Origin of the sequence: Microbacterium sp. (assembly GCF_047971895.1) — a bacterium.
GTDB lineage: Bacteria > Actinomycetota > Actinomycetes > Actinomycetales > Microbacteriaceae > Microbacterium.
Genome location: NZ_JBKEAF010000087.1, coordinates 1 through 22,409, shown reverse-complemented (window position 1 = coordinate 22,409; position 22,409 = coordinate 1). Strand labels below are relative to the sequence as shown.

General features: G+C 69.5%; 27 protein-coding genes and 1 pseudogene. 9 read left to right on the top strand and 19 right to left on the bottom strand.

Annotated features, from left to right (window positions below):
- Positions 1 to 318 (bottom strand): hypothetical protein (locus ACK5IN_RS06795; RefSeq protein WP_416895440.1); only part of this gene is annotated, 318 nt, incomplete at its 3' end.
- A gap of 166 nt (positions 319 to 484) precedes the next feature.
- Here ACK5IN_RS06795 and ACK5IN_RS06790 point away from each other — a divergent pair.
- The 3 genes from ACK5IN_RS06790 to ACK5IN_RS06780 are packed head-to-tail and all read left to right on the top strand — an operon-like array spanning position 485 to position 3,356.
- Complete coding sequence (locus ACK5IN_RS06790) at positions 485 to 1,483, top strand: putative F420-0 ABC transporter substrate-binding protein (RefSeq protein WP_416895439.1); 999 nt, start codon at positions 485 to 487, stop codon at positions 1,481 to 1,483.
- Positions 1,480 to 2,535, top strand: a complete 1,056-nt coding sequence (locus tag ACK5IN_RS06785) for a putative F420-0 ABC transporter permease subunit (protein WP_416895438.1) — start codon at positions 1,480 to 1,482, stop codon at positions 2,533 to 2,535. Before ACK5IN_RS06790 ends, ACK5IN_RS06785 begins: the two co-directional genes overlap by 4 nt.
- Positions 2,532 to 3,356: an ABC transporter ATP-binding protein gene (locus ACK5IN_RS06780; RefSeq protein ID WP_416895437.1), complete on the top strand. Its 825-nt coding sequence runs from the start codon at positions 2,532 to 2,534 to the stop codon at positions 3,354 to 3,356. Before ACK5IN_RS06785 ends, ACK5IN_RS06780 begins: the two co-directional genes overlap by 4 nt.
- Here ACK5IN_RS06780 and fgd read toward each other — a convergent pair.
- The 12 genes from fgd to ACK5IN_RS06720 form a co-directional block, all read right to left on the bottom strand.
- Positions 3,307 to 4,323 (bottom strand): glucose-6-phosphate dehydrogenase (coenzyme-F420), encoded by a 1,017-nt coding sequence (fgd, locus tag ACK5IN_RS06775; RefSeq protein ID WP_416895436.1) that lies wholly within the window; start codon positions 4,321 to 4,323, stop codon positions 3,307 to 3,309. The genes ACK5IN_RS06780 and fgd overlap by 50 nt on opposite strands.
- Positions 4,324 to 4,337: 14 nt before the next feature.
- Entirely contained in the window at positions 4,338 to 5,330 is a 993-nt protein-coding gene (locus tag ACK5IN_RS06770; RefSeq protein ID WP_416895435.1) for a TIGR03557 family F420-dependent LLM class oxidoreductase, read from the bottom strand.
- Between the two features lies 1 nt (position 5,331).
- Positions 5,332 to 6,060: a GntR family transcriptional regulator gene (locus ACK5IN_RS06765; protein ID WP_416895434.1), complete on the bottom strand. Its 729-nt coding sequence runs from the start codon at positions 6,058 to 6,060 to the stop codon at positions 5,332 to 5,334.
- Between the two features lie 78 nt (positions 6,061 to 6,138).
- Positions 6,139 to 7,416 carry a kynureninase gene (kynU, locus tag ACK5IN_RS06760; RefSeq protein ID WP_416895433.1) on the bottom strand — a complete coding sequence of 426 codons (1,278 nt, stop codon included), beginning with the start codon at positions 7,414 to 7,416 and terminating at the stop codon, positions 6,139 to 6,141.
- The gene (locus tag ACK5IN_RS06755) at positions 7,413 to 8,441 is read right to left on the bottom strand and encodes an amidohydrolase family protein (RefSeq protein WP_416895432.1); all 1,029 of its coding nucleotides are present in this window, start codon (positions 8,439 to 8,441) and stop codon (positions 7,413 to 7,415) included. The genes kynU and ACK5IN_RS06755 overlap by 4 nt, the downstream gene beginning before the upstream one ends.
- Positions 8,442 to 8,446: 5 nt before the next feature.
- A complete protein-coding gene (locus tag ACK5IN_RS06750) occupies positions 8,447 to 8,974 on the bottom strand; it encodes a 3-hydroxyanthranilate 3,4-dioxygenase (RefSeq protein ID WP_416895431.1) in 528 nt (175 codons plus the stop codon).
- Positions 8,971 to 9,432 carry a RidA family protein gene (locus tag ACK5IN_RS06745; protein WP_416895430.1) on the bottom strand — a complete coding sequence of 154 codons (462 nt, stop codon included), beginning with the start codon at positions 9,430 to 9,432 and terminating at the stop codon, positions 8,971 to 8,973. The genes ACK5IN_RS06750 and ACK5IN_RS06745 overlap by 4 nt, the downstream gene beginning before the upstream one ends.
- Positions 9,429 to 10,214 (bottom strand): 2-keto-4-pentenoate hydratase, encoded by a 786-nt coding sequence (locus tag ACK5IN_RS06740; RefSeq protein ID WP_416895429.1) that lies wholly within the window; start codon positions 10,212 to 10,214, stop codon positions 9,429 to 9,431. Before ACK5IN_RS06740 ends, ACK5IN_RS06745 begins: the two co-directional genes overlap by 4 nt.
- On the bottom strand, positions 10,211 to 11,248 hold the full coding sequence (dmpG, locus tag ACK5IN_RS06735; RefSeq protein WP_416895428.1) for a 4-hydroxy-2-oxovalerate aldolase: 1,038 nt from the start codon (positions 11,246 to 11,248) through the stop codon (positions 10,211 to 10,213). The genes ACK5IN_RS06740 and dmpG overlap by 4 nt, the downstream gene beginning before the upstream one ends.
- A complete protein-coding gene (locus tag ACK5IN_RS06730) occupies positions 11,245 to 12,174 on the bottom strand; it encodes an acetaldehyde dehydrogenase (acetylating) (RefSeq protein ID WP_416895427.1) in 930 nt (309 codons plus the stop codon). Before ACK5IN_RS06730 ends, dmpG begins: the two co-directional genes overlap by 4 nt.
- Positions 12,171 to 12,980, bottom strand: a complete 810-nt coding sequence (locus ACK5IN_RS06725; RefSeq protein ID WP_416895426.1) for a 2-keto-4-pentenoate hydratase — start codon at positions 12,978 to 12,980, stop codon at positions 12,171 to 12,173. The genes ACK5IN_RS06730 and ACK5IN_RS06725 overlap by 4 nt, the downstream gene beginning before the upstream one ends.
- Positions 12,977 to 14,452 carry a 2-hydroxymuconic semialdehyde dehydrogenase gene (locus tag ACK5IN_RS06720; protein ID WP_416895425.1) on the bottom strand — a complete coding sequence of 492 codons (1,476 nt, stop codon included), beginning with the start codon at positions 14,450 to 14,452 and terminating at the stop codon, positions 12,977 to 12,979. Before ACK5IN_RS06720 ends, ACK5IN_RS06725 begins: the two co-directional genes overlap by 4 nt.
- A gap of 83 nt (positions 14,453 to 14,535) precedes the next feature.
- Here ACK5IN_RS06720 and ACK5IN_RS06715 point away from each other — a divergent pair, with 83 nt between their 5' ends.
- A complete protein-coding gene (locus tag ACK5IN_RS06715) occupies positions 14,536 to 15,501 on the top strand; it encodes a LysR substrate-binding domain-containing protein (RefSeq protein ID WP_416895424.1) in 966 nt (321 codons plus the stop codon).
- Between the two features lie 98 nt (positions 15,502 to 15,599).
- On the opposite strand, the gene ACK5IN_RS06710 is transcribed toward ACK5IN_RS06715, so the two are convergent.
- Positions 15,600 to 15,797 (bottom strand): hypothetical protein, encoded by a 198-nt coding sequence (locus ACK5IN_RS06710; RefSeq protein ID WP_416895423.1) that lies wholly within the window; start codon positions 15,795 to 15,797, stop codon positions 15,600 to 15,602.
- Between the two features lie 314 nt (positions 15,798 to 16,111).
- Between ACK5IN_RS06710 and ACK5IN_RS06705 the strand changes: the two genes are divergently transcribed.
- On the top strand, positions 16,112 to 17,494 hold the full coding sequence (locus ACK5IN_RS06705) for a glycine--tRNA ligase (RefSeq protein ID WP_416895422.1): 1,383 nt from the start codon (positions 16,112 to 16,114) through the stop codon (positions 17,492 to 17,494).
- A gap of 93 nt (positions 17,495 to 17,587) precedes the next feature.
- Here ACK5IN_RS06705 and ACK5IN_RS06700 read toward each other — a convergent pair whose 3' ends face one another.
- The 3 genes from ACK5IN_RS06700 to ACK5IN_RS06690 are packed head-to-tail and all read right to left on the bottom strand — an operon-like array spanning position 17,588 to position 19,274.
- On the bottom strand, positions 17,588 to 18,112 hold the full coding sequence (locus tag ACK5IN_RS06700) for a YbhB/YbcL family Raf kinase inhibitor-like protein (protein ID WP_416895421.1): 525 nt from the start codon (positions 18,110 to 18,112) through the stop codon (positions 17,588 to 17,590).
- A gap of 23 nt (positions 18,113 to 18,135) precedes the next feature.
- Complete coding sequence (locus tag ACK5IN_RS06695; protein WP_416895420.1) at positions 18,136 to 18,702, bottom strand: HhH-GPD-type base excision DNA repair protein; 567 nt, start codon at positions 18,700 to 18,702, stop codon at positions 18,136 to 18,138.
- Positions 18,703 to 18,749: 47 nt separating this feature from the next.
- Positions 18,750 to 19,274 carry a GrpB family protein gene (locus ACK5IN_RS06690; RefSeq protein WP_416895419.1) on the bottom strand — a complete coding sequence of 175 codons (525 nt, stop codon included), beginning with the start codon at positions 19,272 to 19,274 and terminating at the stop codon, positions 18,750 to 18,752.
- 119 nt (positions 19,275 to 19,393) lie between these two features.
- Between ACK5IN_RS06690 and ACK5IN_RS06685 the strand changes: the two genes are divergently transcribed.
- Positions 19,394 to 19,867, top strand: a complete 474-nt coding sequence (locus tag ACK5IN_RS06685) for a helix-turn-helix domain-containing protein (RefSeq protein WP_416895418.1) — start codon at positions 19,394 to 19,396, stop codon at positions 19,865 to 19,867.
- A complete protein-coding gene (locus ACK5IN_RS06680; RefSeq protein ID WP_416895417.1) occupies positions 19,864 to 20,214 on the top strand; it encodes a DUF86 domain-containing protein in 351 nt (116 codons plus the stop codon). The genes ACK5IN_RS06685 and ACK5IN_RS06680 overlap by 4 nt, the downstream gene beginning before the upstream one ends.
- 24 nt (positions 20,215 to 20,238) lie before the next feature.
- On the opposite strand, the pseudogene ACK5IN_RS06675 reads toward ACK5IN_RS06680, so the two are convergent.
- Positions 20,239 to 20,334, bottom strand: a pseudogene (locus tag ACK5IN_RS06675) (Fe-S cluster assembly protein HesB); the annotation flags it as partial.
- A gap of 53 nt (positions 20,335 to 20,387) precedes the next feature.
- Here ACK5IN_RS06675 and ACK5IN_RS06670 point away from each other — a divergent pair.
- Positions 20,388 to 20,879: a GNAT family N-acetyltransferase gene (locus ACK5IN_RS06670; protein ID WP_416895416.1), complete on the top strand. Its 492-nt coding sequence runs from the start codon at positions 20,388 to 20,390 to the stop codon at positions 20,877 to 20,879.
- A gap of 10 nt (positions 20,880 to 20,889) precedes the next feature.
- Here ACK5IN_RS06670 and ACK5IN_RS06665 read toward each other — a convergent pair whose 3' ends face one another.
- Positions 20,890 to 21,069: a type II toxin-antitoxin system RelE family toxin gene (locus ACK5IN_RS06665; RefSeq protein WP_416895415.1), complete on the bottom strand. Its 180-nt coding sequence runs from the start codon at positions 21,067 to 21,069 to the stop codon at positions 20,890 to 20,892.
- A gap of 79 nt (positions 21,070 to 21,148) precedes the next feature.
- Here ACK5IN_RS06665 and ACK5IN_RS06660 point away from each other — a divergent pair.
- The coding region (locus tag ACK5IN_RS06660; RefSeq protein ID WP_416895414.1) for a protoporphyrinogen/coproporphyrinogen oxidase at positions 21,149 to 22,409 on the top strand (1,261 nt) is incomplete at its 3' end.

Sequence of the window (22,409 nt, the reverse complement as noted above, 5' to 3'; positions counted from 1 at the left end):
GAGGGGGGCGACGATCTCGTCCAGGCGCTTCTGTTCGGCGACCACCTCGGGAGCGCGCGCAGGGTCGGCCAGGATGCCCACCGAGTACATCGTGATCTCGCCGGGCACCGTGACACGCACGCCGGCATCGGGCGCCGCGCGGTGCAACGCGCCGCCGACATGACGGAATTGCACCATCATGAGCACACGCCGCTGCATGAGCCGGATGACCTGCGCGATCGTCTCATCGGTCAGCTGCGACATCTGCGCCGACGTGCCGCGGGACGAGACCGGACCGGGAGGATCCATCGTGATGCCGGCGATGTCGACCGGGGGCATCAGCGCGAAAGTGGATACAGAATCCAGTATTGCGCTCTTGGTGCGACCGGCGTAGCGTGTGCACAGACGGTTCGCATGACCGGCGCTTGCTGAGTCCCGACTTGGGCTCGATCCTCTTCTGCCCGTATTCGGCGGAGTCATCGATCACCTTCGTGCGGAGTCGCCCATGAAAACGTCCACTCGGCATCATGCCCCGATACGTCGCGCCGCGGCCGTCGCCGTCGCCGCGACGGCGCTGGCGCTCACCGGCTGCGCCGGTGCCGCCGCCGGCGCAACACCCGAGCCCACGACCGCGGAGTTCCCGCTCGTCGCCGACAACTGCGGCTTCGAGGTCACCGTCGACGCGCCGCCCGATCGGATCGTCACGATCAAGTCGTCGACGCTCGAGCTTCTGCTGGCGCTGGGCGTCGAGGACCGCGTCATCGCGTACGCCTTCCCGGATGGACCGGTGCCGGACGAACTCGCTGCGGCGGCCGGAGGCATCCCGCAACTGGCCGAGAAGCTGCCGTCGCAAGAGGCGCTGCTGGCGCTCGAGCCCGACCTCGTCTTCGCCGGCTGGGAGTCGAACCTGACCGCCGAGGGCGTCGGGGAGCGCGCCACGCTCGACCGGCTCGACGTCGGCACCTACGTCGCGCCGTCGGCCTGCAAGGGCGAGGGGTACATGCCCGATCCCCTCACCTTCGACGGCGTGTTCGCGGACTTCGTCGAGACCGGACGCATCGTCGGCGCGGATGCCGCGGCGGCCGCGCTCGTCGAACAGCAGCGCGCCGAGCTCGCGGCCATCGAGCCCGACGGCCGGGGCCTGACCGCGCTCTGGTACTCGTCGGGCAAGGACACGCCGTTCGTCGGCGCCGGCATCGGCGCCCCGCAGATGCTGATGGCCGCCGCGGGCCTCGACAACGTGTTCGCCGACATCCACGACACGTGGTCGTCGGTGTCGTGGGAGGCCATCGCCGATCAGGATCCCGACGTCATCGTGCTGGTCGATGCCGACTGGAACACCGCGGAGTCGAAGGTCGCCTTCCTCGAATCGCACCCCGTCACCTCGAAACTGAGCGCGGTGCAGGCCGGGCGCTACCTCGTCGTCGACTTCCCCGCGACGGAAGCGGGCGTGCGCAACGTCGCCGCCGTCTCGGCATTGGTGGCCCAGCTGAACGGGCTATGAGCGTCCAGACCGCCCGGCTGGGCGTTCGTTCCGAGCTTCGGCTGCGCGCACTGCGCACGGAGGCGACGGCGGCGGTGCTCGTGGCGGGCCTGCTGCTGTCGATCGTCCTGGCGACCACGATCGGGCCGGCCGGGATCTCGGCAGGGGACGTCATCGCGACACTGCTGTCGCACGTCGGCATCGGCGCGGGCACGCTGACCGGCCTGCGCGAGAGCATCGTGTGGGAGCTACGCCTGCCCCGCGTGCTGGCCGCCGCTGCGGTGGGTGCGGGCCTGGCGATGTGCGGGGCCGTGATGCAGGCGCTCGTGCGCAACCCCCTCGCCGACCCGTATCTGCTCGGGCTGTCGTCTGGCGCCTCGGTCGGCGCGGTCGTCGTGCTCGTGCTCGGGGTCGCGATCGTGCTCCCCGTCGCCGCGTTCCTCGGAGCACTGCTCGCGCTCGCCGCCACGTTGGGGCTGGCACGCGCGGCCGGTTCCCTGTCGCCGGCCACGACGATCCTCGCCGGCATCGCCGTCTCGGCCGTGTTCGCCGCGCTGACCAGCCTCGTGATCTTCTGGAGTGCGACCGGCGACAGCTACCGCGAGATCCTGTCGTGGCTGCTGGGCTCGCTCTCGGGCATCACGTGGGAGTCGGTCGTGATCGCCGGCGGCGCGCTGCTGGTCGTGGCGGTGCCGATCCTGCTGTCGGCACGTACGCTCGACGCGTTCGTGCTCGGCGACGTGGCCGCTGCCGCACTGGGCGTGCGCGTAGGACGCACACGTGTGCTGCTGCTCATGCTGACCGCGGTGCTGACCGGCGCGCTCGTCTCGGTCAGCGGTGCGATCGGGTTCGTCGGGCTCATCCTGCCGCACGCGATCCGCATGGTCACGGGTGGGCTGCACCGCACGCTGCTGCCGCTGTCGGCGCTGGCAGGGGCCGTGTTCCTGATGTGGGCCGACACGCTGGCACGGACGGTGTTCGACCCGCGTGAGCTGCCGGTCGGTATCGTCACCGCCATCGTGGGCGCACCCGTGTTCGCGCTCATCATGATCCGCCGGGGGCGAGCATCATGACCGGACTGGTCTGCCGCGGCGTGCGCGTCGCGCGTTCCGGAAAGTCGGTGCTGCACGACGTCGACCTCCTCGCGCCGCCCGGAGCGATCACCGCCATCCTCGGGCCCAACGGTGCGGGCAAGAGCACCCTGCTGCATGCGCTGGCCGGCGGTGTGCCCTCTACGATGACCGAGTTGTCGCTGGACGGCGAAGACCTGCTGCGCATGCCGCGTCGTGAGCGCGCCCGCCGGCTCGCGCTCGTCGAGCAGGAGCCGGGGCCGCTCGAGGGCCTGCGCGCGCGCGACGTCGTCGCGCTGGGGCGCATCCCGCACGAGGGCGCATGGCGCCAGGCGGACGGGAACGCCGACGCGGTCGTCGAGCACAGCCTGCAGGCTGTCGACGGCACCGCGCTGGCGGCGCGACGCTACGCGACGCTGTCGGGCGGTGAGAAACAGCGGGTGCAGCTCGCGCGCGCGCTCGCGCAGGAACCCCGGATGCTGCTGCTCGACGAGCCCACGAACCATCTCGATGTTCGAGCGCAGCTCGCGGCGCTCGCCGTGGTGCGTGCCCGCGCCGCCGGCGGCGCCACGGTCGTCGCGGCTCTGCACGACCTCAGCCTGGCGATGTCGGCGGCCGATCACGTCGTGGTCATGGCCCAGGGGCGCGTCGTCGCCGCCGGCGGGCCGGCCCAGGTGTTGACGCCCGCGCTGATCCGCGATGTCTGGCAGGTGCACGCCGACATCCTCACCAATCCCACGACGGGACGTGCGGTGGTCGCGCTCGCCGAAGCGTTCAGCGTGCCCGCAGTCGCGGGGCCAGTTCCTCCTCGAACAGGGTCATGAATCGTTCCTGGTCGTGGCCGGGGGCGTGGAAGACGAGGTGGTTGAAGCCCCAGTCGATGTACTGGCCGATCTGCGCGGCGACCTCGTCGGGGTTGTTCCCCACGATCCACCGCTTCGCGATCTGCTCGATGGGCAGGGCGTCGGCTGCCTTCTCCATCTCGACCGGATCGGTGATGTCGTGCTTCTGCTCCTTCGACAGCGACAGCGGCGACCAGAACCGGGTGTTGTCCAGCGCCGCCTCCCTCGTGTGCTCGTACGACAGCTTGATCTCGATCATGCGGTCCAGCACCGCCGGGTCCTTCCCGGCCGCCTCGGCACCTGCGGCGACGGCCGGCAGCAGCTGGTCGACGTACAGCTCGGCGCCCTTGCCCGATGTGCAGATGAAGCCGTCGCCGGCACGGCCGGCATACTTGGCGACCATCGGCCCGCCCGCGGCGATGTAGATCGGGATGCCGCCCTCCGGACGGTCGTAGATGGATGCGTCGTGCGTCGAGTAGTAGTCGCCCTCGAACGTGATGCGCTCGCCCGCCCACAGCGCGCGCATGAGCCGCACCGCCTCGCGCAGCCGCGCGAAGCGCTCCTTGAACTCGGGCCAGGTCTGCTCGCCGGCTCCGCGGAACCCGGTGGCGATCTCGTTGAGCGCCTCCCCGGTGCCGACGCCGAGGAGCACCCGATCAGGGTAGAGGCAGCCCAGCGTCGCGAACGCGTGCGCGATGACGGCGGGGTTGTACCGGAACGTCGGGGTCAGCACGCTCGTGCCCAGGCGGATCGTCGACGTGCGCTCACCCGCTGCGGTGAGCCACGCGAGCGAGAACGGGGCGTGGCCGCCGGTGTGCCGCCACGGCTGGAAGTGGTCGCTCACGAACGCCGACTCGAAGCCGTGCGCTTCGGCCCGCACGGCCAGCTCCACGAGCTCACGAGGGCCGAACTGCTCGGCGGAGGCCTTGTATCCCAGAGTGAGGGTCATGTCTGTGGGTCCTTTCAGGAGTGTATATGGGGAAGGACGTCGCGTCCGAAGACATCGAGCCACTCGTCGTTGCCGCGCGCGACGTTGTGCAGGTAGATGCGGTCGAAGCCGATATCGGCGAGTCGCTGGATGGCCGCGCGATGCACGTCGGGATCGGCCGAGGCGACGATGCCCGAGGTCATGTCGTCGGGGCGCACCAGGCGTGCGAGCTGCTCGAGCTCGAACGGAGAGCGCACGTCGGAACGCCGGAAGCGCATTCCCGCCATCGGCCATTCCGCGAGAGCCTGCTGTGCCGCCTCTTCGTCGGTGGGTGCCCACGACAGGTGGATCTGCACGATGCGATGCATCGTGCTGGGATCGCGCCCGGCCTCGCGTGCCCCCTCGCCGAACCGCGCAAGCAGGCTCTCGAGGCGCTCCGGGGCGGCGGCGGTCGTGATCAGACCATCGGCGACGCGGCCGGCGCGCCGTGCGGTCTGCGGGCCGGCGGTCGCGATGAACAGGTCGGGCGCCTGTTCGGGCATGGTCCACAACCGGGTGGACTCGAGACGAAAATGCGGTCCGGTGTGCCGCACGTCGCGGCCCGCACGCGACGCCGTGAAGAGCTTGCGGATCAGGTCCACGGCTTCGAACATGCGCTCGATGCGCTCGGGTGCCTCGGGCCAGTACTCGCCGGTGATGTGCTCGTTCAGGGCCTCGCCCGAGCCGAGCCCGAGCCACGCACGCCTGGGGAACATCGCGCTGAGCGTCGCGGCCGCCTGGGCGACGACGGCCGGATGGGTGCGGAAGGTGGGGGTCGTGACGCCGGGGCCGAGGTCCCCCGTGGTGAGCGTGCCGATCGCGCCGAGCATGCTCCAGACATGGGATGCCGCCCCGTGCCGTGGCAGCCACGGCTGGAAGTGGTCGCTCGCCATGACGCCGCGGAAGCCCGCCGCCTCGGCGCGCTGCACCTGGGCGAGCACGTCCTGCGGCGGTGCGTGCTCCAGCATCGCGGCGAGACCGATGTGCATGTCAGGCCACGCCGACGTCGTCGCCGGAGTCTGTGTCGAGCATCGCGAGGACGGCGTCACGCACGCTCTCGAGGTGGGTCCGCAGGACCGCCTGCGCCGCATCGACGTCCTGCGACGCGACGGCGGCCACGAGTTCGGCGTGCGAGTGTCGGTGCTCACCGCCGACGACCCGCCAGCCGAGCACATAGCGGCCGAGCTTCAGGCGGAGCTGTGCGATCATCTCCCACATCATCGGGCGGGACTCGGCGCCGTAGAGCTCGGCGTAGAAGCGCGTGCGCACCTCGATGAAGTCCGTACCCTCCATCTGGTCGTCGGCGGCGGCGGCAAGTCGTGCGATGCGCTCGAGGCGCTCGGCGCTGAGATCGGCCATCGACAGCCGCAGTGCCTCGAGTTCGAGCAGCGTGCGGATCGCGTACACCTCGCGTGCGGTCTCGGGCGAGAGCGTCTTGACGACTGCTCCGCGGCGTGCGTGGAACTCGACGAGTCCATCCGCTTCGAGCTGGATGAGGGCCGAGCGCACAGGCACGCGGGAGATGCCGATCGACTCGGCGAGCAGCTCTTGCCGCAGCTTCTGGCCCGGGGCGAGCGCGCCCTCGAGGATCGCCTCGCGGATGATGTCGTAGGCCATCGTGCCGACCGACCGGTAGCCGGGCCGGTGCCGTTCCGCGATGCTCTCCAGCGCCGAGGTGTCGTGGCTGACCGGCCGCGGCGCGGAGTCGTTGGCGGTCATGCGGGCCTCTCGATGGGTTCCAATGCGGCTATTGGATACAGTATGCCGCGTTGGGCGTGTCGTGCGCGACGCGTGACATCACGTCACCGCGCTGCGCTGCGTGAAGCGCGGCTCGCGCCACACGCGGGATTCCAGAACCTCGTCGAGCGCCGCGACCGCGTCCCACACGTCGGCGTGCGACACGTACAACGGCGCGAAGCCGAACCGCATCAGGTCCGGCGCGCGGAAGTCGCCGATCACGCCGCGTTCGATGAGCGCCTGCATCACGGCGTACCCGTCCTCGAATCGCAGTGCCACCTGGCTGCCGCGACGTTCGTGCTCTCGAGGCGTGACGACCTCGAGCTGCCAGCGCGCGAGGCGAGTCTCCACGAGAGAGATGAACAGGTCTGTCAGCTGCAGGCTCTTCGCACGCAACTGTGCCATGTCGACGTCGGCCCAGACGTCCAGGCTGGCTTCGAGCCCCGCCATCGACAGCAGCTGCGGCGTGCCGACGCGGAACCGCGTGATGCCGTCGGCCGGTTCGTAGTCGACGGTGAAGTCGAAGGGCCGGGCGTGACCGTGCCAGCCGGTCAGCGCGGGCCGCACGGACGACTGGTGCCGCTGTGCGACCCAGATGAACGAGGGTGCGCCGGGGCCGCCGTTGACGTACTTGTAGGTGCAGCCGACAGCGAAGTCGGCTCCGGCGCCGTTCAGGTCGACGGGCACCGCACCGACGCTGTGGCACAGATCCCACACCATGAGCGCACCGGCGGCGTGCACGCGGCGCGTCACCTCGGCCATGTCGTACATGCGCCCCGTACGGTAGTCCACATGTGTGAGCACCACGACGGCCACATCGTCGTCGAGTACCTCGTCGAGGGTCGGTCCGTCGTCCGCGATGAGGCGGCGCTCGAGGGGCGCGCCACCACCGGACAGCGAAGGGCCGATCAGCGTCTGCACGCTCTCGAGCACATAGAGGTCGGTGGGGAAGTTCCCTCGCTCGGCGACGATGGCGTGGCGGCCCGGGCGCAGCCGTGCGGCCGCCGCAGCCGCCTGGAACAGGCTCGATGACGTCGACTCACCGATCACGACCTCCCCAGGGGCCGCGCCGATGAGCGGCGCGAGCCGGTCGCCGACGTCCGTCGGCTTCGCGAACCAGCCGGCCTCGTTCCAGCTGCGGATCAGCCCGGTGCCCCACTCGTCTCGGATGACGCGCTCGACATGCGCCGCCGTGTGGCGCGGCAGCGCTCCCAGAGAGTTGCCATCGAGGTAGATGACGCCCTTCGGAAGGGTGAAGCGGTCGCGGAAACCTGCGAGCGGATCGGCCTCGTCGAGAGCGACGCACTGCGCACGATCGGTGGGTACGGGGACGGTCATGTGAGAAGTATCCGTTCTTGTTCGACCCGCGAACCGAGCCCGATGAAGAGCTCGGCATTCCCGTGCAGGATCGCCGAGCGCTGCGCATCGGTGAGGAAGTCCGACCGGTTGACGACCGCACCGGCGGGCCTCTCGCCCAGTGGATAGGGGTAATCGGTGCCCAGCATGACACGCTCCGCGCCGAGCGTGTCGACCAGCAGACGGAGCGCCTTCGGGTCGAAGACGACGGAGTCGACGCTGAATCGATCGAGATACGAGGAGGGCGGGTGTGCGCTCACCCCGACGACGTCCGGTCGCTCACGCCATGCGTTCTCGAACCGCCCCAGCCAGAACGCGAACGAGCCGCCGCCGTGAGCGAAGGCGAGGCGCAGCGATGGGGGCACCCGATCGAAGACGCCGCCGAGGATCAGCGCGATGATCGACAGATGCGTCTCGGCGGGCATGCCCGTCAGCCAGCGGCTCATCCAGCGGTCGAGGCGCAGCGAGTTCGGCATGTCCCACGGATGGACGAAGACAGGGATGCCGCGCTCGGCGCAGTGCTGCAGGAACGTGACGATGCCTTCGTCGTCGAGGTCGCGATCGCCGACGTGATTGCCGATCTCGACGCCGCGATGACCGTTGGCGACCGCGCGGTCGGCCTCGGCGCACGCGGCATCGGGGTCCTGCAGGGGCACCTGCGCGAACGGGATCAGCCGGTCGGGCGCCGCAGCACAGATCTCCAGGGCGAGATCGTTGAAGATCCGCGCCACCCTCGCGGCCTGCACACCCGGCTTTTCGTAGGAGAAGAAGACCGGTGTCGGTGACACGACCTGCATGGTCACGCCGTCGGCATCCATCTCCGCCAGCCGCACGTCCGCGTCCCAGCAGTTCGCACCGATCTGTCGGAACTCGTGTGATCCGACCATGATCATGGCGTCGCGCTCGGAGTCCACCCTCAGCCACGGCCACTCGCCCGGGCCCGCCGCGTCCGCCAGGTGCGGCCAGCCCCGTGGGACGAAGTGGCTGTGGATGTCGATCTTCTGCAACGCGTTCAGCCCTTGCCGGGGTGGACGGTGCTGCAGTTCGGGCAGGTGCGTCCCTCTTCGCTCTCGTAGAACTCGCGGAACACCGGAGGAAGGTCGTCGACGATGTCACGCACCTGCAGCTCGACCTCGTGCACCTTGGTGTGGCACTCGGGGCAGAACCAGGCGAACTTCTCGAGTGTGCCCTCTTCGCGGATGCGTTCGATGACGATGCCGATCGAGCCTTCTTCGGGCCGTTGCGGCGAGTGGTACACGTTGCCGGGCAGCAGCCACATCTCGCCTTCGCGGATGTCGATCCGCCGCGGACCGTCCTCCGTGATGATGTTCACGTGCATATTGCCGCGGTACTGGTAGAACCACTCCTCGTAGGGGTCGAAGTGGTAGTCCGTGCGCTTGTTCGGGCCGCCCACGACCTGCACGATGAAGTCGTTCATCGGGATGAACGCCTGCCTGTTGTTCACCGGCGGCTTCAGCAGGTGCTCGTTCTCCTTGATCCATGCCGGGAAGTCGATGACCGGCGGGATGTTCGTGCTCATTGTTCCTCCTTGTTGTCCGGCGACGTCGGTGTCGCCGCCGCGCGCTGGGCGATGGCCTGGATCTCGATGCGCAGATGCGGGTGGGGCAGCGCGTGCACGGCGACGGTCGTACGGGCCGGCCCGCGCTCGTCGAAGTACTCGGCCCACACGGCGTTGTAGGCGCCGAAGTCGTTCATGTCGACGAGGAAGCTCGTCGTCTGCACGAGGTCGTCGAGCGTGCATCCGGCAACGGCGAGCAGACCGCGGATGTTCTCGATCACGGCGCGCGTCTGCACGGCGATGTCGAGCTTCGTTGTGCCGAACTCGTCGACCTCGGCCCCCTCGATGGAGTTGTCGGGCCGGCGGCTCGACGTGCCGGACACGAAGACCAGGTCACCCGCGATCTTGACATGCGGGAATCGCCCCCGCGGTGTCGCCTTGCCGGCGACGGTGATCCCTGTTGCGTCGTTCATCGTCATGCGGCTCCTTCGATGCGAACCGATACACGGCCGAGTCCGGTGATCGTTGCCTCCACGATGCCGCGCGCGGGCAGCGCGACGGCCGCGGTGGCGGCTCCGGCGAGCAGGATCGTGCCGGCGCGCAGCGCGAATCCGTGCGCCGCACCGAGCCGCTGCGCGGCCGGCAGGGCGCGAGCGGGGTCGCCGAGGATCGCTGCGGTCGACCCTGTCTCGACGATCCGGCTGTCGATCTCGAGTAACACTGCGCGGTTCCCGAGATCACCGGCGGCGCTCGGCGATGCCCACGGCCCCACGGCGAACGCCGCGGCAGAGGTGTTGTCGGCGACGACGTCGCCGAGGTCGAACCGGAAGTCCTCGTATCGGGAGTCGATGATCTCCAGCGCCGGCGCCACGGCGACGATGGCAGTGGGGTCGAGGGGATCGTCTGGCGCGATGTCACGGCCGATCAGATAGGCGACCTCCGGCTCGATGCGCGGATGGATGAACGTGCGCCGGTCGAGCGTGCCGCCGTCCTGCACCTGCATGCGGTCGGTGATGGTGCCGATGATCAGCTCGCCGACGCCCATCTGCCGCGCCTTGGCGAGACTCGTGAAGCCGAGCTTCACGCCGACGGGCTTCTCGCCGCGGGCCACACGGCGGGCCAGAAGCGCGTGTTGCACTGCGTAGGCGGCGTCGATGCCGAGGGGTGTGAGGTCCGAGGGCTGCCGCGTCGTCGTCGCGCGCACCTGCGCGTCGTCGAGCTGCGCGCCGAGCGCCTCGGTCTCGAGGAACGGAGGCTTCATGCGGTCACCTCCGCGGCACGCGCAGCGGCCAGGTCGAGTGCGACGTCGACGATCATGTCCTCCTGCCCGCCGACCATGCGGCGACGCCCCAGCTCGATGAGGATGTCGCGCGCATCGAGACCGTGCCGCTCGGCCGCCCGCTCGGCGTGCAGCAGGAAGCTCGAGTACACTCCCGCGTAGCCGAGAGTGAGCGTCTCGCGGTCGACGCGCACGGGGCGCTTCTGCAGTGGACGGATGAGGTCTTCGGCCGCATCCTGCAGCGCGAACAGGTCGCACCCGTGCTCCCACCCCAGCAGATTGGCGACGGCCACGAAGGCCTCGATGGGGCAGTTGCCGGCGCCGGCGCCCTGCCCGGCGAGCGAGGCATCCACCCGGTATGCGCCGTGCTCTACGGCGGTGACGCTGTTGGCGACGCTGAGCGACAGATTCTCGTGCGCGTGGATGCCGACCTCGGTGCCCGGGTCGAGCACCGAGCGATACGCGTCGATGCGCTCGGCGACCTCGTTCATGGTGAGCCGACCGCCCGAGTCGGTGACGTAGACGCAGTGCGCGCCGTAGGACTCCATGAGCCTGGCCTGCTCTGCGAGGCCGCGTGGATCGTTCATATGGCTCATCATGAGAAAGCCCGAGACATCCATTCCGTTGTCCCGTGCCCAGGCGATGTGCTGGGCGGCGACGTCGGCCTCGGTGCAGTGCGTCGCGACGCGCACGCTCTGCACGCCCAGATCGCGGGCACGGGCGAGATCGTCGAGGGTGCCGATGCCGGGCAGGATGAGCGTGGTCAGCCGCGCTCGCTGCAGCACCGACGCCGCCGCCTCGATCCAGTGCTCGTCGGTGGTGGCACCGTGCCCGTAGGTGACGCTCGAACCGCCGAGCCCGTCGCCGTGGGCGACCTCGATGGCATCCACTCCGGCGCGCTCCAGCGCGGCCGCGATCTCGCGCACCTGATCGACCGAATAGCGATGGGCGACCGCGTGCATGCCGTCGCGGAGCGTGACGTCCTGCACGTAGACGCGGGGTGCTGTGGGGCTCATGCGGCACCGGCCTTCTGCGCGGCCACGAGACGCTCTGCGGTGCGCAGCGCGGCGCTGGTCATGATGTCGAGGTTGCCTGCGTACTCCGGCAGGTAGTGTCCGGCGCCGGCGACCTCGAGCATGACGGTCACGCGCGTGCCGTGGAACGGGCGGTCCAGTGCTGGCACGTGCCCGTCGTCGACGCGATCGAACTGCACCTCCTGCTTGAGGCGGTAGCCGCCGACATACTGCTGCACCGCGGCGATCGTCTCATCGACGGAAGCGCGCACGGCACTCTCGTCGACGTCTCCGTCGATGAGGCAGTACACGGTGTCGCGCATGATGAGCGGCGGATCGGCGGGGTTCAGCACAATGATCGCCTTGCCCCGCTCGGCGCCGCCGATGTGTTCGATCGCCCGTGCCGTCGTCTCGGTGAACTCGTCGATGTTGGCCCGCGTTCCGGGTCCGGCGGACCTCGAGGCGATGGAGGCCACGATCTCGGCGTACGCGACAGGCGCGACGCGCGAGACGGCGGCGACGATGGGCACGGTGGCCTGACCGCCGCATGTGACCATGTTGACGTTCGGTGCCTGCAGATGCTGGTCGATATTGACCACTGGGACGACGTAGGGGCCGATCGCGGCGGGCGTGAGGTCGACCATGAGACGGCCGGCGTCGCGGACCAGTGCGTCGTTGCGGACGTGTGCGCCCGCCGACGTGGCGTCGAACACGAGTGCCACGTCGGCGAACTCGGGCATGCGCACCAGGCCCTCGACCCCCTCGTGCGTCGTGGCGACGCCCAGCCGGCGGGCCCGTGCGAGGCCGTCGGAGTGCTCGTCGATGCCGGCCATGGCGGAGACGTGAAGCGTGTCCGACAGCCGGATGACCTTGATCAGCAGATCGGTGCCGATGTTGCCCGATCCGATGATGGCGATACCCGTGCTCATGCGATCGCCTCCCGACGCGAATCGTGAAGGTCGGCGCAGACGTCGCCGAGACCATCGAGCTGCGCGCGGAAGACTCCCGCGGCGGCCGGGGTCATGGGTCCGAGGGCCCCGGACAGCACGATCTCGCCTGCACGCAGCGGGTGGCCGTGACGTGCGACGGCGCGCGCGAGCCAGGCAACGGCGACGACCGGACTGCCCAGGCACGCGGCACCCGAACCGGTCGACACCGCCGCGCCCTCGTGGTCGATGCTCATCCCCACGGCCGAGAGGTCGATGCCGTCCAGGCGGCGGGGCGTCGTGCCCAGCACGACGGCACCGCTCGATGCGTTGTCGGCGATGGTGTCGGTGATGCGGATGTCCCACCCCGCGATGCGCGAGTCGACGATCTCGATGGCCGGCAGCACGAACTCGGTCGCGCGCAGGACGTCGGCGACGTGCGTCGTGGGCGACTCGAGGTCGTGGCCGAGCACGAACGCCACCTCCGCCTCGATGCGAGGCTGCAGGAAGCGGTCGAGCGCCAGCGGCTCGCGGTCGGCCACGATCATGTCATCGAAGAGCACACCGTAGTCGGGTGCGTGGACACCGAACTGCGCCTGCACCGCGCGCGAGGTGAGCCCGATCTTGCGGCCGGCCACGCGCCGGCCCTGGGCGATGCGCCGCGCGGTTGCGAGTGACTGCACCGCGTACGCGGCATCCTGGTCGGCGTCACCGAGGAGATCGCGCACGGGTGCGCACGGCGTGCCGGTCTCGGCCGCCCTCAGCAGTCGTTCGTCGGCGTCGTGCGTCGCCTGCGTCGTCTCGCTCACAGCTGCACGCAGACGTTCGTCGGCTCGGTGTAGAACTCGAGGGAGTGGTGGCCGCCTTCGCGTCCGACGCCCGACAGGCCCATGCCGCCGAACGGGCTGCGCAGGTCGCGCAGGTACCAGGTGTTGACCCAGGACATGCCGACGTTCATGCGCTGCGCGACGCGGTGGCCGCGTGTGAGGTCGCGCGTCCACGTCGCGGCCGCCAGACCGTACTCGGTGTCGTTCGCCAGCGAGACGGCCTCATCCTCGGAGTCGAACGGGATCAGGGCGGCGACGGGGCCGAAGATCTCCTCGCGGACCGCGCGGTGCGTGTTGTCGAGGCCCGCCCACAGGGTCGGCTCGATCCAGAAGCCACCGTCGAGACCGTCGCCGAGCGTGGGCACTCTGCCCCCGGTGAGGACGGTCGCGCCGCTGTCCTGCACGAGCTCGAAGTACGAGAGCACCTTCTCGCGGTGCTGCTGCGAGATGAGTGGTCCCGTCGTCGTGGCGGGGTTGTCGGGGCGCCCGAGCCGGAGGCGGGCGGCGCTCTCGCTGAGGCGTGCGGCGACCTCGTCGAAGATCGGGCGCTCGACGTAGATGCGCTCGGTGCACAGGCAGACCTGCCCGGTGTTCAGGTAGGTCGAGCGCGACAAGCCGGCGACGGCGGCGTCGAGGTCGGCGTCGGCGAAGACCACGGCGGCGTTCTTGCCGCCCAGTTCGAACGACACCGGCCGCACGCGCGGGGCGACGGTGCGCATGATGGCTGCCCCGGTGGATGTCTCGCCGGTGAACGTGACGCCGTCGATGCCGGGGTGGGACGTGAGGAACTCGCCGGCGGAATCCGGGCCGAATCCGTGCACGACGTTGACGACACCCGCCGGCAGCCCTGCTTCGAGCAGGATCTCGCCCAGCAGTGTCGCCGACGACGGCGTCTCTTCGGACGGCTTGACCACGACGGTGTTGCCGGCCGCGAGGGCAGGGGCGAGCTTCCACGTGAGCAGCAGGAGGGGCAGGTTCCACGGCACGATCACCGCGACCACCCCGAGCGGTTTGCGCACCGCGTAGTTGAGGGCTTGCCGGCCGCCGGGAAGCTCGGTCAGGTACGAGTCGAGACCCGTGGATGCCGTGACATCGGCGAACGCCCGGAAGTTCGCTGCGGCACGCGCGACGTCGAGGTCGCGGGCGAGGGTCTCGGGCTTTCCCGTGTCGCCCACTTCGGCAGCGACCAGATCGTCGAAGCGACGCTCGATGGCATCGGCGATGCGACGCAGGACCGTGGCGCGATCGTTGACGGTCATGCGTCCCCACGGCCCGTCCAGGGCGGCGCGTGCGGCGGCAACGGCGCGATCGACCTGGTGGCGCCCCGCTTCGTGCACCTCTGCGAGGGGGAGCCCGGTCGTGGGGTCGAGTTTGACGAACCCCGAGATGCCGTCGACCAGCTCGCCATCGATGAGATTGCGGAGCTGGCGGGTCGCCGTTGTCGAGGAGGTCATACACATGACGATAGAAAGTCGGGCCGATGCCTACAAATACCCACTTGTGGCAGTGCCATGCCCATACTGCTATACTCCGGTGCGTGGTCGCAGACCCCCTGCTCGACGGACGGCTGAAGATCCGGCACCTCGTCCTCGTCGCCACCATCGCCGACGAGGGCACGCTCGTGCGCACCGCCGCATCGCTGCACGTGACCCAGCCGGTGGTGACCCGTGGGCTGCGCGAGGTCGAGAAGGTGCTGGGGGTTCCGCTGTTCGAGCGGCTGCCGCGGGGCGTGACCCCCACCGAGTACGGCCGATCGTTCATCGAACGCGCCCGCTCGGTGCTCGCGGAGCTGCGCACCGCCGGTGAAGAGGTGCGGCTGCTGCAGTCGGGGCAGCTCGGTGCCGTCACGGTCGGGACCCACCTGGCCGGGTCGAACCTGCTCCTGCCCCGGGCGGTCGCTGCGCTGAAGACGCAGCATCCGCGGCTGACGGTCGTCATACGGGAGAGCACTCCCGACATGCTCCAGCAGATGCTTCTGGCCGGCGACATCGACCTCACCGTCGGGCGTCTCTCGCCGAGTGTGCCGGTGCGGCTGGAGCAGGAGCGACTGCATCAGGAGCCGATCCGGCTGGTGGCGAGGTCGGGTCACCACCTGCACGAGCGCGCGCGGGTCTCGCTGGCCGATCTCGTGCACTGTCCGTGGATCTTCCCCGTCGCGCAGACGGCTCTCCGTGCAGAGCTCGAGGCGGTCTTCTTCCACGAGGGTCTGCCGCTGCCGGCCGACCGCGTCGAGTGCACGTCGATGCTGACGCTGCGGCACCTGCTCGTCAACAGCGATGTGATCGCCGCGCTCCCGATGTTCATCGCCGTGGACGACGACGACCTGCGCATCCTGGGAACGCCGCTGAATGCCATTCGACGTTCGGTCGGCGTCACGCTCCGCAAGGATCGCGCGCCGTCCGCCGGTGCGGCAGCGCTGCTGGTGCAGCTGCGTGCCGAAGGCGCGCGGCTGGCCGACTTCGAACGCGACTTTGCCCGCACCGAGCACGACGCCGCGCGCTGATCCGTCGCCTCAGCCGAACCACAGCCCCGGCTGCCCACCCGCGTACATCGTCAGCGAATGGGCGATCGCGTCCGGCATCTCGGAGCCGGACACCCCGATCAGGGGCTGGCCCTTGCCGACACGACCATCAGATCGGCGTGCGGCAGGATCCGTGTGCCCTGATCGGCGACGACGGCCGGGTGCGCGGCCTCGATCACGAGGTCGACGTACGCGAGGCGCTCGGGCGTCACGTCTGCGAGGCAGATCGACGGGAGCTCGATGAGCGGCCGGCGCACGGCGACGAAGGCCAGTGCCACACCCGCGGTGCGGGATATGTGCGACGCCAGATGCCGGCCGATCGCGGCGGAACGCCGGCATCGCGGCACTCGCGGCGACCGCAGCAGCCGATGAGCATGCCGAGACCGATGGGCAGGACACGGTGACGCTGGTGGTTCAGAGGCGCCGCGACTCTGTCAGCGGGTGAGCCCCGCCGGCCAGTATCGCGCACGAAACCCGCACCCGCGAGACACCGCCGCCGCACACTCGGGCCGGCGACGTACCCCCGATAGGATCGGGATGCCGCGCTCGCGGCGCACCGCCCGACCAGCACCGCCCGACCATTGGAGCCACCGTGGCCGAACAGTCCCGCCTCGACAAAGTCATCGCGCTCGCCCGTCACCGCGGGTTCGTGTTCCAGGCCGGTGAGATCTACGGCGGCTCGCGCTCGGCGTGGGACTACGGCCCGCTCGGCACCGAGCTGAAGGAGAACATCCGCCGCCAGTGGTGGCAGACGTTCGTGCGCGGCCGCGGCGACATGGTGGGGCTCGACTCCTCGGTGATCCTGCCGAAGCGGGTCTGGGAGGCATCCGGTCACGTCGCCACCTTCACCGACCCGCTCATCGAGTGCTTGCAGTGTCACAAGCGCTTCCGCGCCGACACCCTCCTCGAGGACTTCGAGGCGCGCAAGGGCCGCAAGGCCGAGCTCTCCGAGGTTCCGTGCCCGAACTGCGGCACGAAGGGACAGTACACCGAGCCGAAGGCGTTCTCGGGCCTCATGAAGACGTACCTCGGCGTCGTCGACGACGAGTCGGGCGTGCACTTCCTGCGCCCCGAGACGGCACAGGGCATCTTCATCAACTTCGCCAACGTCGTCACAGCGGCCCGCAAGAAGCCGCCGTTCGGCGTTGGCCAGGTGGGCAAGGCGTTCCGCAACGAGATCACGCCCGGCAACTTCATCTTCCGCACGCGCGAGTTCGAGCAGATGGAGATCGAGTACTTCGTGCCGCCGACCGAGGCGGACGAATGGTTCCGGCACTGGGTGGATGCCTCGTGGAACTGGTTCATCGACCTCGGCGTCGACCCCGACAACATGCGCCAGTACGACGTGCCGAAGGAGGACCGTGCGCACTACTCGGCCGGGACCATCGACGTCGAGTACCGGTTCGGCTTCGCCGGCAAGGAGTGGGGCGAGCTCATGGGCATCGCCAACCGCACCGACTACGACCTGCACAGCCACACCGAGGCCTCGGGCCAGAGCCTGACGTACTTCGACCAGGGCGCGGGGGAGAAGTACACGCCGTACGTCATCGAGCCGTCGTTCGGTCTCACGCGCGCCATGATGGCGTTCCTCGTGGATGCCTACCGGGAGGAGCAGGTGCCGAATGCCAAGGGCGGCACCGACACGCGCACGGTGCTGGGGCTCGATCCGCGCCTCGCGCCGGTCAAGGCCGCGGTGCTGCCGCTGTCGCGCAACGAGAACCTGTCGCCGCTGGCCCGCGAGGTCGCCAACGGCCTGCGCGGCCACGGGTGGAACATCGATTTCGACGACGCCGGAGCCATCGGCCGCCGCTACCGCAGGCAGGACGAGATCGGCACGCCGTACTGCATCACGGTCGACTTCGACTCGCTCGAGGACCGCGCCGTGACGGTTCGCGACCGCGACACGATGGCGCAGGAGCGCGTGCCGCTCGACGCGCTCGGCGCCTACCTCGCGGAGCGGCTGCGCGGCGCGTGAGTCGGGCCCTGCCCGTTCAGTCGATCACGGCGATGCGGGCCGAGGCACGCGCGCGCCGCGCCGAGTGCTGAAGCGCGGCGGGTCGGCGCCGCGTCAGTGCTGGTAGGTGCCGTGGATGATCGCGCGGCCGAGCGTCTTGAACGCCAGGGTGAACGACACGACGGCCGGCGAGGCATCCGGCCCGACCCCCAGGCTGGGTTCGGAGACGGCATGCACGACGAAGAAGTACCGGTGCACCTGGTCGCCTTCGGGCGGCGCAGCACCCATGAAGCCCGCCTCGCCCCCGTCGTTTCGCACGTGGAACGCCCCCGCGGGCAGCGGTTGCGCGGCGGCGCCGGCCGCGAGCGAGCGCACGTTCGCGGGCACATCGACGAGCACCCAGTGCCAGAAGCCGGACGGCGTCGGCGCATCGGGGTCGAAGCACGTCACGACGAACGACTGCGTGCCCTCGGGCACGTCGCTCCAAGCCAGCTGCGGCGACGTGTTGCCGAGCGCGGCGACCTGATCGTCCTCCAGGGGTTGCCCGTCGGCGACATCGTCGCTCGTCACGGTGAACGACGGCACGGCCGGCAGCAGTGGGTACGGATCGGGGTGTATGGGTCGGTCGAGATCAGCCATGCCCCGAACCTACCGGGCGCCGGCTACTGCTTCGCAGCGGCTTTCATGGCGCGCTTGTGCTCGCGCACCTTCGCCAGCGAGTCCGGCGAGACGATGTCGGCGACGCTGCGGTACGAGCCTTCCTCGCCGTACGGAGCGGATGCTTCGCGCCACCCGTCGCCGGTGAACCCGTACTGCTTCCCCAGCAGCGCGAGGAAGATCTTCGCCTTCTGCTCGCCGAACCCCGGCAACGCCTTGAGGCGTGTGAGCACCTCGGCGCCAGACGGCTCGTCGGAGGTCCACAGGGCCGCGGCATCCCCTCCCCAGTCCGCGACGATCGCTGCGCACAGCGCCTGCACGCGTGCGGCCATCGACCCGGGGAACCTGTGCACGGCGGGCGTCTCCTTGAACGCGGCCGCGAAGCGGTCGGGGTCGCAGCCGACGATGGCGGCGGCGTCGACCGAGCCGATGCGCTGCTCGATCTTGAGCGGACCGGCGAACGCAGTCTCCATGGCGACCTGCTGGTCCAGGAGCATCCCGATCAGGAGGGCCAGCGGGTCTTCGGTGAGCAGGCGGTCGGCAGCGGCGTCGCCGGTGATGTGGAGGACCATGGGTCCATTCTCCCATTGGTTGCGGACCGTCACATGGCCACGCCTCGCTACCTGGTGTTGAGCTCGAAGACCTTCCGCTTCTCGTCGGAGGTGAGGTCGGACGCCGCGAGAACTTCTTGCAGGATGAGGGACTTTCCCGCAAGGTAGCGGCCGATATCGATGTCTGGGTCGCGTGCAAGGTCGAGCTTCACTTCTGCGTACCGGTCGCGAAGTGATGGATTCTGACGCAAGACGTCACGCACCGCGAGATGGTTGCGAACGTGCAGGGTGTTCTCGATGCAGAGATAGACGTGACGTGGCGGACTCTCGTCAGGTGCACTGAACGCTTCGCGGTCAGTGACGCCGAGATCGCCGCGATGCGTGTATCCGGCCGCGGTCAGCGCCGCGATTGCGTCATGGGTTGCGGATCGGCGGACGATGATGTCCACATCGAGGATGGGCTTCGCAGCAAGACCAGGAACTGCCGTCGAACCGACGTGCTCGATGGCGACGAAATCTACGGTGCTCAGCGCAGCTCGAAGACGGAGATCGAGTTCCTCGAACTGGGCCGCCCATCCGGGCGAGTACGGCACGACTTCTATTCTCATCAGGCAATCTTGACAGACTGTCCGCCCTCGTCTTTGTGGCGGGACTCCGACCGGTCTGAAGTCGCGTCAGCTGATGATGGTGTTCGTGCGTTGCCGCTGTTCCCTTGGATCAGGCACTGCAATATCATCATGATATGAGCGAAGAGCTGCGCGAGATGCGCGAGCGAGCCGGGCTCAGCCAATCACAGCTCGCGTTGCGCAGCGGTGTTGCGCAACCGAACATCGCCGCATATGAGTCTGGGCGACGGATTCCGTCGTCGGCGATGGTCGGCAGGCTGCTGTCAGCTATGCGCCCTTTGCCGCACGAGGCGCTCGAACGGCATCGTGACGAGCTCAAGGATCTCGCTGCGGAGCACGGACTGAGCAACGTGCGCGTGTTCGGCTCCGCCGGGCGGGGAACGGATACCGCGCAGAGCGATCTCGACATCCTTGTCACCCGCTCGCCCGACGTCGGACTGCTCACCATCGCCGAGTTCTCGTTCGCCGCTGAACAGTTGCTCGGCGTTCCGGTCGACGTGATCACCGACGGCGGACTCCCCGCTGATCATCCGATCCTCCGGTCAGCGGTGGCCGCGTGAGTGAGAGAGATGAACGGGCGCTGCGTGAGATCATCCGGCTGTGTGACGATGGCGCGCGACTGGCTGATCGAGGCCACGAGTGGTATGTCTCGGACGATCTCAATACACCAGGGCTCGCGGCCGAATCGATCATCATCAAGATCGGTGAGAACGTCGTACGGTTGAGCGATGAAATGATCGTCGCAAATCCGCAGGTGCCCTGGTCGAGCATCAAGCGCATGCGTGATCGGCTTGCGCACCACTATGAGGCGACCGACTACGACGCGGTGTGGGCCACCATCAGTATCGAACTGCCCCGCGTGCGCGTGGCGATCACCTCGCTCCTCGCCGAGGCAGCCGGCGGCTGATCACGCATCCGCCAGTGGTTAGCGCACACGCTGGTCCAGGAGCATGCCGATGAGGAGCGCCAGCGGGTTGCTGGTGAGCAGATCGTCGGCGGCCGTGTCGTCGGTGATGTGAAGGGCCATGCGTCCAGTGTGCCATTCGCGCCTCCGGCAGGACTCATAGGCTGGTGGGTGTGATGGTGTTCCGCGAGTTGCGCGCAGACGATGCCGAGAGGGTTCTGGATGCCTTCGTTTCGGATGCTGCAGAGATGAGCCGTCAGGGTGATGTTCACGACCTGGCTACGGCCTGCGGCTATGTGAGCCGGATGCGAGAGAATCCCGACATGCGCACGCTCGTCGCGGTCGATGATGCAGACCTGCTGCTTGCCTTTGCGGCTGTCTCGGTCGATCACGACAACGCGAACGGCTGGCTGTTCTATTGGGCACACCCCGATGCTCGGCGACGCGGCATCACCTCGCAACTGGTGCGTGCGTTGGCAGATCGCGAACTCGGCGAGGGAGGGCTGCACCGCCTCGAGCTCGGCTACCGCGCGAACAACCCTGGGTCTGCCGCGGTAGCCCACGCTGCTGGATTCGTTCAAGAGGGGCTTGAGCGCGAGAAGTTCCTTGTGAACGGCACGCGCATCGACGTCGTTGCCGCAGCTCGGCTCAAGACGGATCCGGTCTGAGGGAAGGTTCTCACCGGTAAACCTCGCGGCGGTGGCCGATCGCCAACACGAGGATCACGACCTCTCCGTCGTTGACGTCGTCGATGACGCGGTAGTCGCCGATACGGATACGCATCGCGCCGTTGCCACCTTTGAGCTGCGTGCAACCGTGAGGTCTTGGATCGCTTGCGCGCGCGTCGATGGCGTTCAAGATATCCTCCTGATCCTCCAGGGCTTCGAGAGCCCGGTCGAAGAACGCGCCGCAGCGCGGGCGTGGGAGGATGGGCGTCGTGCCCGACGACACCCCGCCGACCGACCTTCCCGACGCGGCCGTCCGCGCCGCGAGTCGGCACGTGGTCGTGGTGGGCGGCGGCATGGCGGGGCTGGCCGCCGCGCTGCAGTGCGCCAAGGTGGGGCTCGGCGTGACGGTGGTCGAGGCATCCGATCGCCTGGGCGGGACCGTCCGCCGGGCGATGATCGACGATCTCGTGCTGGATGCCGGTGCCGACAGCTTCTCGCCGCGCGGCGGGCACGTGCGCGCCCTGATCGACGAGGTGGGGCTCGGCGACGACGTCGTGGCGTCGTCGTCCGCGCACGCGTGGGTGGCCGGCCTGCCCGGCGGAGTGGCGGCTCCGCTGCCGGAGGGCACGGTGCTCGGCATCCCCGCAAGCCCGTTCGCCCCCGAGGTGCAGCAGATCCTCGGCACACGAGGGGCCTGGCGGGCGTATGCCGACCGCGTCAAGCCGGTGTTGACGGTCGGCACCGAGCGCAGCCTCGGCGTGCTCGTGCGCTCGCGGCTCGGCGCCCGCGTGCTCGACCGGATCGTGGCGCCGGTCACCATGGGCGTCTACGGTGTGCATCCCGACGACATCGACGTCGGCATCGCCGCCCCCGGCCTCAACGGCGCGCTCACCACGACCGGGTCGCTGCTGGCCGCCGTCGCCGCGCAGGGCGCGGCAGCGAGCGTGGGGCCGGTGAGCATCCGCGGCGGGATGCTGCGCCTGGTCGAGGCGCTGTGCTCCCGGCTGGGGCTGCTCGGGGCGACTCTGCGCACCGGCACTCGCGTCGAGGCGGTCGTCCGCGACGAGGACGGCTGGCGCGTCGACACGGACGAAGAGCTGGATGCCGACCCCGGCGCGCTGCGCGCCGACGCCGTGATCGTGGCCACCCCGGAGGGCGAGGCACGCCGCCTGCTGGATGCCGCGGGCCCGTTGCCCGTCGAACCTGCCGCAGAGTTCCCCGTCGAGACGGTGACGCTCGTGATCGATGCCCCGACCCTCGATGAGAGCCCGCGCGGCCCCACGGTGTACACGGTGCCGGGGACGTCGGCGGCGACCACGCTCGCGCACAAGAGCGCCACCTGGGAGTGGCTCGCCGGCGCTGCCGGCGGCAGGCATGTGCTGCGGGTCTCGTTCGGCACACAGGCCGAGCCGCCGGCCACCGCCGGACTGAGCGACGAGGAGGCCGTGGCGCTCGCGGTGCGCGAGGCATCCACTCTGCTCGGTGCGCCGCTGGCCGTCGACGTGGTCGCCTTCGGGCGCCGGGAGCGGT